Raw genomic sequence first — 15,898 nt, forward strand, 5'->3', positions numbered from 1 at the left:
AGTTAGTTATACTTTGTCAAAGGATCAGGTTTATCTTTACCCTTTTTTGGAGCATCATGTTCTGCTTCATGTAAATTATATTTGGGGAGTATACGTAATAACTCATCACGCTCTTTTCTATGGTTTTCAGACACTGAATCCCAATAGGTTATTTTAGGAAAACTTATTAGGTCATTTTGCTTTTGGCTTACATCATACCAAACATCATTTCCATCTCTAAGCACATAATCTCCTCTGATGATTTGTTTTTCCATATGATACCCATAAACCCAATCGCGGTGCGTTTTTTTATGGGTTGTTAAAAATGGTATTAGGCTTTCTCCATTTATTTCATAACTATCTGGAATTTTTACATGGCCAAGTTCTGCTATAGTAGGCACCATATCAGACATGTTGGCTAATACGTTTTGAAATCCTTTTTTGGTCATATTTAACCCTGGCGCATAAATAATTAAGGGCACATGAGTTCCTTTCTGCGACACGGGACTAGACTTACCGTAACCACTGGTTCCATTGTCTGCACAAAAGATAAAAATAGTATTGTTCTCAATACCTAATTCTTTCAATTTGTTCATGTATTGCCATACTTGGTAATCTAGATAATTAATATGATGATGAATACCGCTTTCTGTTACGGTTTCATGCGTATCATAAACCCCATTATCTCCTGTTATATTTGGAGTAATACGTGTATATTTTGAACCATCCCAACTAATTTTTGGTGTTCCTGGCCATTTCTGTCCAGACTCTGGATGTAAAAAATCGAAAGCATCATGACCTAAATGGCTGGTATGGTAAATAAAAAATGGTTGATCTTCTTTTTGCTTTCGCTCCATGAAATCGAAAACAAAATCCAACTCTACATCGGGTCCATAAACATTCAATCCAATTTCTTGCTTAGATGTCTTATCATTTGGCCACCAAACTAATCCTTTTCCTGTTGAGGGATGATTTTTTAACTGTACATGTGGTTTCCAATACCACCCTGATTGCACATAACTTTTTTGAGTTAGCTCCTTACCTGTATCTGCATTAAATAGCTTTTTATTACCATTTACTTTTCTTGTTTCCAATCTGAAATCTGTGGTATAAATAGCTTTATTATAAGAGCCTTCTCCCGGTGTAAAACAGCCTTCATCAAACTCGAATCCATCAATATTCATTTGGGTTTTTCCTGCCCAATACGTGGAATAACCACCTGCTTTAGCTACACTGGCAATATTATAAGGTGAACTTTCATATAAATTCCAATTTCCTTTTCCACTTGGAGCTTTACCTCTATCTTTGTTATGCCACCACTTATGTAAATGCGCATAACGCCCAGTCATCATCATAGCTCTACTGGGGCTACACACTGTTGCTGCCCAAGCTGTTTCAATATAGCAACCTTGATTTGCTAACTTATCTAAAACTGGAGTTTGTGCTCTAAACTCAAGGTTTGAGGTGTTGCCTCCTTTTTGGGTGTTACTTTTTGGAGCGCTCCAAACAGTTGAATTATAAATGGGCAACTCTCTGGCACTGATATCATCTGCAAACAGTAAAATGATGTTGGGTTGTTTTTGAATGTTATTTTGTGCTACTAAAACACTACAAACACACAGTAATACAACAATAAAACCTTTATTTATTTTATTCATCATTACAGATTATTAATTAAAACTTTATATGAATTTGTCTCTTCTCCAGAAGAAATAACCACAACATACATGCCTGATTGAAGTCCCGAAACATTTATACTAGGTTCCTCTAAAATTCCATTGCGCACTACTTTTCCCATAACATCTACAATAGTAAATTTTGAATAGTTAGCAAGTAATTCAACTCCTTTAAAATTAAGTATTCCATTATTTACTGGATTTGGATATAGCTTGACTTTTCGTTTATCTACTTTTTTATCAGATTGTAAACTTAAAACATCCAAATCTATCTTAGCCTTATACCAACCACTTCCCCAGCCGGCTGACCAAATGAGGGTTTCATCTACAGGATCAGGTTTTAAATCTACAATTCTATCGGGATGTGCTAAACCTTGATTGATTTTTTTCCAAGTTTCTCCTGCATCAATTGAGATATAGGCTCCTGGATTTTTAAATTCATTAAGCATACTGGGTACCTGAGCAGCTACAGACACCAAAATAATATTAGGATTAGCTGGCGACACTTCCGTTTGCCATACATAAGGTGCCTCAAAAATACGTATCCAACTTGTACCTTCATCTTCACTTTTCCAAACGCCACCTGCATTTAAAGTTCCTGATCGAGATCCTGCAGATATAAACATAGACCCTGTGTTTCTATCAATAAAAAAATTATTGACAGATTTAATTTCTGAAGGAATACTCACTTGCGACCAAGTTGAAGCTCCATTAGTTGTTTTATACAAACCACCTGGGTCATTATTTCCAAATTGATTTAGTGATGCGTAAATAATGTTGGGATTAGAAGGATCCATAGTCAATCGCCTTACACTACAATTAGCAGGTAAACCCAAATCGGCCAGCCCCCAGTTAAAACCAGCATCCGACGATTTATATATCCCATAAGATCCTTTGGTTAAAATACTTTCGTCTACAGAACCTCCAACTTCTGATACGGCTTTTCGCGTAGCACAGAAGTACATATTGTGTGGTGTTATGGGATCTATCAATAATGAATTTTGATAAGCAACAGATTCCCAACTATTATTACTTCCTTCAAAAATAGTAGCAATATTACTCCATGAATCGCCTCCATTTGATGTGCGTCTTAGCTTTCCTCTATGCTCTTGACGCCACATAAGCATATAAATCATATTAGGGTTATTGGGATGAACAGCCGCTGTAGCTATAGAATGCGCCCCATTATCATATATCTGACCTTCAATTTGTTGAATAGCTACAGCATCGGGGTTAGGGTGACTTCCTAAGCTTGTAGTTTGCCATAATCCATGCTCACCACTTAAAAGTAATTTTCTACCTGAAACACCTGTTTCAAGAATAAGTTGACGTCCTGGCAGATTGGTATTACCACGTCCTACCCAAGCATTACTCCCAGGATTAGTTTCGTAATCATCAGCCTGTTCCCATGAATCACCTCCATTATTCGATTTTAACAATTGCTGATTAATACCTGTAAACACATCTCCATTCATAGTTATAGCCAACATTCTTGCGGCCGAAGACTCTTCTCGTCCTTCATCCATATAACGTTGCATATGAGAAAAATCAATATTGGCCCCCAATGGGTTATTTCTACTTTGCCAATACGCTTTATCTGTTTCATTAATCCAATACAGACCAGATCTAGAGCAGGCGATCCATGACGTACCACCATCTTCTGTTTTCCAAACATCTCCAGGCCCAAAGCTAAATGTATGTCTTTTATTATGTACTAAGTAAATCTCATTTTTATTAGTAGGATTAACAACTATCCTGTTAAAAGTTGGCAATATTGAAGAGGGATAGGTTGTGTAGACAGACTTTGAATCACTCTTAGAAATTCCTAACCAATTGGCCACGGTTCTATGATAACTATCTCTAGTTGTAAAATCGGTAATAGATTGCATATTTAATGCTAAATTACCCGTTATACTTTGCCACGATAAGCCCCCATCTGTACTTTTAAATACACCGCCCGTACTGTTTATTGTTGAACTATTTGCTGCATAAAATGTTTGATCAACGGCATACAAAATAAACTCATTGGTATTTGAATTGTAATACGATGTTAAATCTCGAGGTCTATCATTGGGTAATCCTGTAGCACTAGAACTCCATGTTTCTCCTAAATCTGTACTTCTAAACATACCGTGACTGGTAGCCATAATCATGTTGTTAGGATTGTTCCTATCAAAAATAATGCGCCCAACATCTAAATCAGAAGAAATTCCAGTGGCTACTTTTTTCCATGTAACACCTTTATCTGTCGTTTTCCAAACATACCCATAATCAGAGCGTGATTGTTTGATACCACCTGGATTTGCAGCACTTCTATGATTACTTTTCACATTCCAAAAGTCCCCTGCTCCTAAAAACCAAACATTATCATTAGTGGGGTGTATTGACAATTTTGAATGACATTTCCCCATTACAGAGATTACAGACCATGTTCTCCCTCTATCCTGTGTTTCATACAATCTTCCACTGGTACTACTTCCTGATTGGTCATTGGCAAAGGCTATTCCATAATCTGGATTTTGTAAAGAAAATTGTATATCAATAATACGACGCATTTCAAAACCATTACCATCACTATCATTTATGGTTTGCCATGATTGTCCCCCATCCCAAGTACCAAATGCTGCATGCATATCTGGTCCACTAAACATCACATCTGCATCAGTTGGATGACACCAAAATTCTTCACAATATCCTGAAGTACCAGGAGCAAAATTAATCCACTTCACACTACTTTCTGATGCAACCCTTTGGTTTCTAATAATCTCAAAAAAGGACGGTTCAGGAATAACATTAGATAATATAGCATGTCCCAAACTATTATCAATCTGCCATGTTGATGAAAAATCAAAAGTTGTATAATTACTTTCTATTAATAATTCAGATTCACTTAAGCCTACAGCCCCATTATCAGAGCTCAAAGAAGCCTTATAAAAGGCATTGGTTGCTGGTATTCCATTTTTCTGGGCATTGGTTGGATCGTTTTGAATAGATACAATGGCATTTCCTCCTGAAACTGTACCATAAAAAGCTACTCGGTTTATAATATGCTCTCCTCGATTAAGCCCTACAATACCTCCACAACCATAACTTCCGCTGACAGAGGTAGAGCTGTAACAATCTTCAACAGTATTGGTTACTCCACCTGCAAAAAGTACCCCAACAATACCTCCTGTCCAACCGCCACTCACGGTAAACGAACCTCCTTGTGAATAGCATTTAGTTACAGAACCACCCGCTTGAAGAATACCTACAAACACGCCTGCTCTTGTCCAGTTGCTAAATGCTGTTCCAGTATAATTTCCATAAACATTAACAATACCTAAATTCTGTATTTGTCCACTTACAACACCAAACATTCCTGTGCCGTCTAATTCATCAGATGGTGCAGTTATTGTCAAGTTTGAAATACTATGTTTCAAACCGTTAAAACTACCTGTAAACGGATTGGAAGCCGTTCCAACTGGAGAATATGTTTTTCCAGACATATCAATATCTTGAATTAACTCAAAGTGTTTTCCCCAGTGTGAAGACGTGTTTGATAAGGTAACAAGCTGATCGGAAGTTTCAATTAAATAAGGATCCTCACTTGTCCCGCTACCTCCACCGTATTGACCGTAAGCAGATAAATTAAAGAACAGTAATAAACTAAATACACCTAAGTACAAAAACTTAGCCTCAACTTTTATGGTTTTATGTTTCATGTTTCATTTTTTGACATACAATTTTAGGATATTGCTATTCTAAAACAGATACTCCATGATTTCATTTAAGCAACATATGGATTGAATAGCTATGAAGTCAATACTTTTAATAGATAAAAACATGTTGACCCTAGGCTACTTTTTAATCTAAAACGGGGGTTCTTTTTTCATCCATGCGTTTCATGGCATTGACTTCATATACGCGTTTTAGTTGCCATAACGGACGTTCTAACTCACTTTCCCAATCCCATAACATTTTAAACATTTCCCTAACCTTATCTGGGTATTTGTAAGCTAGATTATTATTTTCTGTGATATCCTTTGATATGTTATATAATTCTGCTGGTCTGTCTGGAAATCGAAGCATTTTCCAGTCGCCATTCCTAACGACCCCTCTATTTTCCTTTTTCCAAAACAAAGTCTTGTGAGGGACATTTTGATTTTTACCGGTTACAAATGGTATTAAATCAACACCATCTAATCCTTCTATCTTTGAGGAATCACCACCACCTGCATTCACAAATGTGGGTAACATATCTAGCATGCTAATGGGACTATCATAGGTACTTCCAGGGGTTATAGTATTTGGTAATTTCATAACACAAGGCACGCGAATACCTCCTTCAAGATGATTTGATTTACAGCCACTTAATGGATAATTACATGTCATTGATCCATCAGGACCTCCATTATCATTAGAAAAAACAACAATAGTATTTTCTTCTAAACCTAAGGCTTTTAGTTTATCTAAAATTTTCCCACAAGCACGATCTAGAGCAATCGTCATGGCTGCAAGAATCCTTCGCTTCCCTTGCAAACCTTTTACCTCATCCAAATCTTCTTGCGTTGCTTGAAGTGGTGTATGAACTGCGTTGAAAGACACATACATGAAAAATGGCTTGGTTTTATTCCGCTCTATAAAATTACATGCTTCATCTGCAATTTCATCTGTTAAATACTTTTTTGGCTCTTCATAAACCTTATAACCTTTCTCCCATCTATTTTCAGGTTTTTCTGCTGATTGGGTTTGGGTAAGCCTATAAAAACTTCTGGCGCCTCCTCTAAAACCATAAAACTCATCAAAACCTCTGTGCAAAGGGTGATACTTATCGGCGCCTCCCAAATGCCATTTACCAAAGATTACAGATTTATAGCCTAGCGGTTTTAAATAATCTGCTATTGTTTTTAAGTGTAACGGAAGCCCCATCTCATCACCCATAAGCTTTGAGGATTCACTCATATAACCTGGCACATTATTTTCTTCTATCCCAAAACGTTGTTGGTACATTCCTGTTAAAAGTCCTGCACGCGAAGGCCCGCATACAGCTGCGGTTGTATAAGCTTCTTTAAATACCACTCCCTCAGCCGCTAAAGCGTCTAGGTTTGGTGTTTTAAACGTTTCACTACCTTGAAAACCAAAGTCATGATACCCTGCATCATCAGCAAAAAGAAAAACAATATTCTTCTTCTGAGCAAAACTAAAATTAGTACATACTAAGCAACTTCCCACTACGAGTAAGCCATAACATATAGTCTTAATTTTCATATTCTTATAATTTTAATTTATTTCATTCTTTGAGAAAAACACTTGTCTACCTTGTTCCAGTATCAAATCCTCGCCTTGGATTTCAATTATACCAGACAAACGAATATCTGCGGAAGACGCTCCTATTTTGAATTCATATTTACCTGCTTCTACAAACCATTTGGCATCTTTGTACTGTGCCAATTGTTGTGGCGACACCTTAAAATGAAGCGTCTTTTCTTCACCTGCTTTTAAATCCACTCTATTGAAACCTTTTAGAAGAATGGACTTCATACTGATTTCCGTATCAACAGGCGAAACATATAATTGCACAACCTCAGTACCATCTCTCTGGCCAGTATTCTTAACATTGCATGAAACTACAAAGCGATCATCAGTAATATGCGCCGAAGATGCCATATTAAAATTATCATACTGAAAGTTTGTATATGACAAACCATAGCCAAAAGGATACTGTACATAATCTTTAGTAGAAACACCATCTTGATAATTAATTTCTATATCTTGTTCTGTGCTTGGGTAAGATACACAGAGTTTACCCGAAGGATTTACTGTGCCTCGCAATACATCTGCAATAGCGTGCCCCGCCTCCTCACCAGGAAACCAAGCTTGTACCACGGCCGCACATTGACTTGAGATATTACTAATAACTTGTTGACGCCCACTTAATACAAGCAATACAACGGGCTTTCCTGTGGCTATTAACTGTTTCACAAAAGCTTCCTGCTCTCCTGGCAAACCAATACCTTTTCTCCAGCGTCCCTCGCCATTTAGATAAAGATTTTCACCCATAGCTGCAATAATAACATCACTTTCTTTAGCATATCCAAGGGCTTTTTGAAGATTAGGTTGCGGCAACCCTTTAATTGTTCTTAGCTTCAACTGACTTAATCGATCATCACCAAAACTGGTTGTATCAATTTGAGCATCAAGCCTAGCACTCCAATCGCATCCTCGTTCATGTAAAATTTCTACACTGCTTCCCAACCTGTTTTCTAAACCTTCTTTAACCGTTATCAGTTTCGGGTGATTTGCATCAAACCCAACTTGATTCCAAAACGATCGCATACCTTGGTAGGTGTAATCTCCTAATAAACCGTATACCGTTGACGCATTAGGACCAACAAGTGCTATTTTCTTCACATCATCCTTTAAAGGAAGAATGCCGTTATTTTCTAAAAGCACTATAGACTGACATGCCGTTTGGTAAGCCAATTCACGATTTTCTGGTGGATCAAAATCTAAATTACCATCAGTTCCTATTTTTGGATTTTCATCTAGCAATCCTAATTTCGCTTTCATAATTAATGAACGCTTAACAGCCTCTTCAATGATTTCTTCAGTTACCAAACCTTTCTTTATTGCTTCAGGTAAAAACGGATAAGCTGTTGGAGAGGATAATTCAATATCAACACCTGCATTCATGGCCATGGCTCCTGCTGTTGGCAAATCTTTAGCTTGTTTATATTTTTTAAATATTTGATTGATGGCACCATAATCACTAACCACTAAACCATCAAAACCAACATCGCGTCGTAATATTTGCTGTAGCATGGTGGGATTGGCAGAAATTGGCAACGCCTTGTATACTCCATACGATGGCATGACACTTTTCGCCCCACCAACTTTAATACAGGCTTCATGTGGCATTAAATACTCTTCATACAATACCTTTTCACTATTATTTTTGGTGCCATATCCTGCAAAGTGTTTCACGGTTGCTGCAACTCCCGTTTTAAAATCGTCTCCCTGCAAACCTTTTACAAAGGCCACTCCCATGCGCGATGTTAAGTAAGCATCTTCACCATAACTCTCTTGATGACGGTTCCAATGCGCCGTTCTACTAAGATCAAGCATAGGTGATAAGGCGAACGTAGCACCTACGGCACGCATATTTCCTGCTGTTGAAGCCGTGTTTTTTTCTACCAAATCTGGATTCCAGGTACAGCCAACTCCAATTTGCTGAGGAAAGGTTGTAGCTGTATAAGTGGCAAAACCTGTAATGGCTTCTTCATGAAAAATAGCAGGTATTTTTAAGCGTGTTTCAGTCATTAAATAATGTTGCACCTCGCGCACCAAATCTCTTAAGGCTTCTGGGGTAATTTCCTGTCTGGATGAAAACTGACAAAAATGACCAATACCATAAGGTATATGTTTACGGCATAACTCTAGCGATACCTTACCATCAACCATGATATCTCGTAAACGTGTTCCCATAATCTGGGCTAATTTTTCATCCATGGTCATGTCTGCAATCAAGGCGTCTACCTTTGCATCAATTTCTGAGTTTGAAAAAGGAGGCATCACCTTAACTTCTTTCACTGTTTTATTTGTATGTATACAGGAAAACAGTAGAGTAATCAATAACATACAAACAAACGGCATTTTTAATTTCATCATAATGTTTATCATAATTTTATTTTGAAAACAAGTATTTATTGGATTGCAATGGTAACCATCTGAGGCTCCATACCTTCAGCACTTACCTTTATATTGACATTTCCGGCACTTTTATTAGCCTGTACAATAGCCAAACAACGCCCTTGATGAGTTAGTACTTTGTTGGTTTGAAAATCTTGTGTGCTTTTATTCCAGCCATTGTCAACCCCAAGTAAGCGGACATCACCTTCAATATTGAAAACGATTTCCTGCTCAGTTGTTTTTACAGGAAGCCCATCTTTATCGATAAGCTGAACTACAAGGTGCGCTACATCGTATGCATTGGCAGCAAGTTGTGTTTTATCTACAGTAACCTTAATTTTAGCAGGTGATGATGCTGTTTGTAATTTAGCTTGTGTATTAACCGCTCTAGCTTCAAGTATTCCTGCTTCATAAGGCACAGCCCAACGCATAATATTATCTTCATAATCAGCCAGTTTTAAACTTCCTAATGATTTACCATTCAAAAATAATTCGGCTTCTGGAAGATTAGAAACCACCTCAACAATAACCGTTTCACCTGCTTCATAGTTCCAATGTTCTTTTGACAGGAAATTATTCCAATTTAAAGCCTTTCTTGATGCAGGTACAACATTACCATCTTCGTCCATTTTAAAAGGCGACTCTGAAAGTGCATGTGTTTGAATTTTCAAAAATGGTTCATCCGTCCAAATACTTTTAAAGTGATTATAACCTGCTTTTTCAAACCCTGCTAAATCGAGCATATCTCCAGGCCAAGCCTTTTGAGGCCAATCATCTTGTGACTCTCCCATGTAATCAATACCAGTCCACATGTACATACTGAATACCATTGGATTGTCTGTTACCGATTTCCATTCACTTAAATACCCTGAGTTTTCATTACCCGTAAATAGCATATCAGGATAGTGTTCTTTACACCAGTCATATTGTTTAATTTGATAACTAAAACCTACTACATCAAGGGCATCAGCATATCCTGATGCACAACTAGCTACAGGTATTATGAGGTTTGCAGTAACAGGACGTGTGATGTCCATTTCTTTTACCCATTTTGACAAACGATGCGCCGTTTCTGCCAGTACATATTTGCGCTCTGGTAAAGCATTATAACGCGCTTTCATTTCTGCTGGTGTTAAATGTGGAATTTTATTCCAATAGCCACCTTTAACCTCGGGATCCCATAAACCACTAATATGTTGATAATGCGGATAGGTCCACTCTATTTCATTACCTATACTCCATTGGAATACAGACGGATGATTTCTATCTCGCATTATGGTTCGTTTTAAATCGCTTTCGCCCCATTCCTGAAAGTGTTCTGTATACCCACGGGTTATATACAACTCACGTGTTTCATTTTTATTAAACTGCTTATCTTTAGGGTTATCCATTTCATCAAATATTTCATTCTGAACCAGAAAACCCATTTCATCACAGATATCTAAAAACTCCTCAGAAAAAGGATTGTGCGAGGTACGTACAGCATTAACACCAGCCTCTTTTAAAATAGATAAGCGACGCTCCCAAACACCACGAGGTACGGCAGCCCCTACCAATCCCGCATCATGATGCAAACAAACGCCTTTTACATAGGTAGACTTACCATTAAGATAAAAGCCTGTATCCTTATCAAAACGAAGATCTCTGATACCAAAAGGCGTTATATATTCATCTACAATGTTTTCATTATGTATAATCGTTGTAACGGCTTTATACATATTAGGATGATCTGTATCCCATAACTTAGGATTTGAAACCGTCATAACCTGATCAACCTTTTTTTCTTCACCAGAAGTCATAATAACAGCACTTGAAACTGTTGTTACTTCTTTTCCTGAGTTATCAAAAATGGCTGTATTTAAGGTGAAAGAGGTATTTTCAAAGCCTTGATTAACAACAGTAGCCTCTAGGTTTATTTTGGCTTCCTCTTTTGAAATCTCTGGCGTGGTAATATAGGTGCCCCAAATAGGAATATGTAGTTTGTTTACCGTTATCAATTTTACATTTCGGTAAATACCGCTTCCTGTGTACCAACGGCTATCAGCATACCGCGAATGGTCTACATAAACCGTCATCACATTATCTTCATTACCTTCTTTCAAAAAAGGTGTTACATCAAAATACCTTGGTGAGTAACCATAAGGATTGAATCCAAGATACTGACCATTAATCCAAAATTTCGCATTATTATACACCCCATCAAATAAAACAAAAGTGCTTTTTTCTTTTTTATTAGCTGGGCTTTTAAAATGTTTTTGGTACACCCCAACACCTCCAGGCAGATAACCTGTACAACCTTCTAAATTAGAATCAAAAGAAAATTCAACACTCCAATCATGTGGCAAACGTACATCACGCCAATCTGCATCAGGAAGTGGAATTTTAGTTAAGGACGTTGTATCTTTTAATAAAGTGAATTTCCAATCGAAATTAAAATCGGCTTCTCTTTGAATTGAAACCATTGAATTTTGTTTACAAGATGTCATTAATACGGTAAATACCGTAAGTAGAACAAAACTTAATTTATAAATTTTCATAGTAGCACATTGCTTTAGTATAGTCAGTATTTAGAAGATAACTTATTTCTTTATTTTTTCTTTAATCCTCGAATAATCAAAACGGCATCAGCCTCACCTTTCCAAGGACGCCAATCCCAAAACTCTAAGGCCTTTTTTTCATATTTTTCTTCTGCTGTAAATTCTCCAGTAATAGTATTAAACCATTGTTTAGTTGCATGTGTATGATCAAATTTGTCCTTTATAATTCGTGCAGCTCCCACCCAATTATTTTCCTTAGGGGCATATAACAGCACAATACCATCTTTTTCATTCGTTAAATTATAACCCGCTGTATTATATTTTTCTAAGGGTTTGCAATTTTGAAAATTAACAGTATCAAACAAGGTTCGCATGTGTTTAAAATACTCAAAATGCGGTTTATCAAAATTATCAGGTTGTTCAAACGGATTATGAATCACGGCATTCCATGATGTTCCTTGCCAATAATATGTGGTATAGCCCCCCGCAAAAACGCACATATAGTTTCGTCTTAAACAAGCTTCGGCATCATCATAAGCACCTGGAAACACAACATATGGAGATGCTTCATACCCGCCATGTTCAATATTAAAAATTGGTTTATTCGGGAACTTATGCTTGGCTTCTAGCATGTGCTGATATAAGGTATGTTTCCAATTTTGAGTAGATATAAAATCAACTTTATCTGGATTATTTACACAAAACCCATAATCATGAACCGACACCAACCTATGGTAAGTATCTAGTTTTCTAGTACGTTCTATACGCTCTAAAATATACTCTTTTGTAGCACGCGTGTAGTGTAGTGCTTCCTTTGACACATCCCAGATAATATTTGGAAAGGCTTGATAACGTTTAACAATGTAATCATAATACATATTATCTGCCTTGGATTCCATATCGGGCCATTCTACCAATTTATTCCACACATAAATCATAAGATGACTCACAATCTCTCTATCATGCATGTTTGAAATCACCTTATCAAAATGTTTAAAAAAATCAATGTTTAGCGCACTGTAATCAGGTTTTGAATTGGAGCCTAAAAACGGGTAAATATCTTCTCTGCTTCCATACTCATGCTCGGGATGCTCGAGTAACCTTTTATCTTTTGGCCAACTCACGTCATAAGAATACACATTCATGACTATTTGATTAAACCCGTATTTTTCAACTAAAGACAATAAATGTTCCGTTTTAGGAATATCTTTTTGACCATAATCTAAAGCAAAAAGCCAATCACATTCAAAAGCCAAATTGAAGTAGTGCGTACCATCTTCATAATAAAAATGCTGGGGATCACTTTCATTTAAAACAACACCGCCATGACGATTTTGTTTTTCATTGGCACCAACAACTATTTTCCCTTTTTTATGATTGAGCTCTTTTATATCTGATTCAATCACAAAGATTTTCTCTCCTATTTTTGCACTAGAATAACGAAACACCCATTCACGGTTTCCATTGAAAAACACGGGGACTCTTTGCTCACCTTCTTCTCCGCTAACTACAGCATAAACCTGTTTTTCAAAAGGATTTTTTACATCACCTTTAACCTTATAAATGATATCATTGACTTCCCATTGAACGGTTTTAACCACTATGTTACGCTTCGGGTTTTCCCAAGTTTTAATTTGGGCTGTCCCCTGCAAGCTAACTAAAAAAAAGAGAGTTAATGTGTATATAATATTCTTCATAAACATATTTTTATTTTGCTAATTTTATTTCAATCTAAAATATGGCATAACAAACGGTTTTAGTATGAGTTTGGATTGCATTTACCTAACAAATGGTTAAATTAACTACTCGATTATACTTATCTCAATTGTAACGAAGCCGTTTGAGGAATTGCTGCGCCTAAATTCACACTTAAATCACCTGGTGAAGCATTTCCTACAACAATATTGTAATACCCTTTACGCCATACCTTTTCACCTTTTTCATTTACCACTTTAAGTTGGTCTGGTTCAAGAACAAACTCAAGATTTTTTGATTCTCCTTTATTTAAATGTATACGCTTGAAGGCTTTTAAGGACTTAATAGGTATGCCTCCCGACACTCCTTTAGGACACACATAGAGTTGCACAACCTCATCAATATTATATTCACCCTCATTTGATACCTCAACCGTGACACTCAACGCTTGATTTTTCCGTAATTTAGTATCACTAAGATTCAAGTCCTGAAACACCGTTTTTGAATATGTTAAACCAAAGCCAAATGGAAACATGGGATCTTCGGTCATATATTTATAGGTACGTCCTTGCATAGAATAGTCGCTATAATCTGGCAGTTGTTCTACATTTTTAGGAAAAGTGATTGGCAAATGTCCTGATGGTGACACATCACCAAATAAAATGTCGGCCACAGCATGTCCTCCTTGCTCTCCTGGATACCATATTTGAAGTATGGCATCACAGTGTTCTTCAATACCTTCTAAAGACACTGGGCTTCCACTCGCTACTACTAAAACAAGCGGTCCTTTTTTCTTTTCTATAATTTGTTTTACATAGTTAATTTGATTTTCAGGTAATTTTAAATCTACTTTATCTCCAATATCGGCTGACGCTATCGCATCAACCTCTTCCCCTTCTCTATCTGCTGTAAGTCCTACTACACAAATGGTTACATCAGATTCTGCCGCTACATTTGGCGCCCAATTTTTGGGGTTTATATTATCATGAAACGGTAAAGCACCGCTGCGGTAATTTAATGATGACCCTAACGAAACGGCATCTGTTATTCCCTCAAGAATGGTTACTAAACTAGAACTCACACCATAATAACTTCCCATAAGCATGTCTGAAGAATTTGCAAATGGCCCCGTAACGTAAGGTACTTTGATATCCTTTGAAAGCGGTAGCACATTATCTTTATTCTTTAAGAGTACAATAGATTTTTGGGCTGCTTCTCTGGCCAACGCCACGTGTTCATCACTGTGAATGTTATCGGCACTCACATTAAAATATGGATGATCATCTTGTTTATCAAACATCCCTAAACGGAACCTAGTTTTATATAGTTGTTTGGTGCGTTCATGAATAAGTTCTTCTGTAACTAACCCTTTTTCTAAAGCTTTAAGAAGATTAGAGTAAGTTTTACCACAATTTAAATTCGTTCCTGCTTTAAGCGAAACCGCAGCAGCTTCTTCTGGCGTACCAACAAACTTTTGTTTTCCATATACGCCATTTACCGCGCCACAATCTGAAGTAATGTACCCATCAAACCCCCATTGATCTTTTAATACCTCTTGAAGTAAAAACGGACTAGCGCATGCTGGTTTTCCGTAAACGGCATTGTATGCCGCCATAACTCCTTCAACTTTAGCTTCTTTTACAAGCGTCTCAAAAGCTGGAAAATAGGTTTCATATAAATCTTGCTGATTTGGTTCGGCATTAAACCTATGTCTAGATTCTTCAGGACCAGAATGCACAGCAAAATGCTTAGCACAGGCTGCTGTTTTTAAATATTGTGGATCATTTCCTTGCAACCCCTTAACGAAAGCCACTCCAATTTTAGACATCAGGTAAGGGTCTTCGCCGTAAGTTTCCTGTCCGCGCCCCCATCTTGGGTCTCTAAAAATATTTACATTGGGAGTCCAAAATGTTAAACCCGCATATTTACTATGATTTCCCATTCTTTGAGAAATAATATATTTTGCCCGCGCTTCGGTTGATACGGCTGATGCTACGCGCTCTACCAATTCAGGATCAAATGTGGCTCCCATACCAATACCTTGCGGAAAAATGGTGGCTTTTCCATTTCTAGCAATACCATGAAGGGCTTCATTCCACCAATTATAATTTGGCACCTTAAGCCGCTCAATAGGAGCTGCTCCGTTCATTAACTGACTTACCTTTTCTTCGGTTGACATTTGTGAGACCAAAATTTCAACACGTTCTTCTAAAGGTAAATTCTCGTTTAAATACTCAAAATTCACCTCTTGGGCATGTACTAAAAATCCAAAAAACATAGCCCCAATAAGCCAATGCGCTTTGCTAAGTTTACTCGTTTGCATCTTAAAATTCATATGAT

7 protein-coding genes are annotated in these 15,898 nt (G+C 37.1%); all 7 read right to left on the reverse strand.

The features are described from left to right. Nucleotides 1-2: 2 nt before the first annotated feature. A complete protein-coding gene (locus tag FGF67_RS12375; protein ID WP_233244074.1) occupies nt 3-1,640 on the reverse strand; it encodes a sulfatase-like hydrolase/transferase in 1,638 nt (545 codons plus the stop codon). Beyond that, entirely contained in the window at nt 1,640-5,359 is a 3,720-nt protein-coding gene (locus FGF67_RS12380) for a T9SS type A sorting domain-containing protein (protein ID WP_139698065.1), read from the reverse strand. Before FGF67_RS12380 ends, FGF67_RS12375 begins: the two co-directional genes overlap by 1 nt. Nucleotides 5,360-5,501: 142 nt before the next feature. Further along, nucleotides 5,502-6,905 (reverse strand): sulfatase-like hydrolase/transferase, encoded by a 1,404-nt coding sequence (locus tag FGF67_RS12385; RefSeq protein WP_139698066.1) that lies wholly within the window; start codon nt 6,903-6,905, stop codon nt 5,502-5,504. A gap of 12 nt (nt 6,906-6,917) precedes the next feature. Further along, on the reverse strand, nt 6,918-9,305 hold the full coding sequence (locus tag FGF67_RS12390) for a glycoside hydrolase family 3 N-terminal domain-containing protein (protein ID WP_199240684.1): 2,388 nt from the start codon (nt 9,303-9,305) through the stop codon (nt 6,918-6,920). Between the two features lie 35 nt (nt 9,306-9,340). Continuing rightward, nucleotides 9,341-11,863 carry a glycoside hydrolase family 2 TIM barrel-domain containing protein gene (locus FGF67_RS12395; protein ID WP_199240685.1) on the reverse strand — a complete coding sequence of 841 codons (2,523 nt, stop codon included), beginning with the start codon at nt 11,861-11,863 and terminating at the stop codon, nt 9,341-9,343. Nucleotides 11,864-11,913: 50 nt separating this feature from the next. Next, nucleotides 11,914-13,560 carry an apiosidase-like domain-containing protein gene (locus FGF67_RS12400; protein WP_139698067.1) on the reverse strand — a complete coding sequence of 549 codons (1,647 nt, stop codon included), beginning with the start codon at nt 13,558-13,560 and terminating at the stop codon, nt 11,914-11,916. A gap of 119 nt (nt 13,561-13,679) precedes the next feature. After that, a complete protein-coding gene (locus FGF67_RS12405) occupies nt 13,680-15,893 on the reverse strand; it encodes a glycoside hydrolase family 3 C-terminal domain-containing protein (protein ID WP_233244075.1) in 2,214 nt (737 codons plus the stop codon). Between the last annotated feature and the right edge of the window lie 5 nt (nt 15,894-15,898).

This window comes from Allotamlana fucoidanivorans (assembly GCF_006265225.1).
In the GTDB taxonomy this organism is placed as follows: Bacteria; Bacteroidota; Bacteroidia; order Flavobacteriales; family Flavobacteriaceae; genus Allotamlana; species Allotamlana fucoidanivorans.

Coding starts and splice junctions, on each gene's coding strand:
- FGF67_RS12375 (WP_233244074.1), bottom strand. CDS start 1,640: ATGATGAATAAAATAAATAAAGGTTTTATTGTTGTATTACTGTGTGTT.
- FGF67_RS12405 (WP_233244075.1), bottom strand. CDS start 15,893: ATGAATTTTAAGATGCAAACGAGTAAACTTAGCAAAGCGCATTGGCTT.
- FGF67_RS12380 (WP_139698065.1), bottom strand. CDS start 5,359: ATGAAACATAAAACCATAAAAGTTGAGGCTAAGTTTTTGTACTTAGGT.
- FGF67_RS12390 (WP_199240684.1), bottom strand. CDS start 9,305: ATGATGAAATTAAAAATGCCGTTTGTTTGTATGTTATTGATTACTCTA.
- FGF67_RS12385 (WP_139698066.1), bottom strand. CDS start 6,905: ATGAAAATTAAGACTATATGTTATGGCTTACTCGTAGTGGGAAGTTGC.
- FGF67_RS12395 (WP_199240685.1), bottom strand. CDS start 11,863: ATGAAAATTTATAAATTAAGTTTTGTTCTACTTACGGTATTTACCGTA.
- FGF67_RS12400 (WP_139698067.1), bottom strand. CDS start 13,560: ATGAAGAATATTATATACACATTAACTCTCTTTTTTTTAGTTAGCTTG.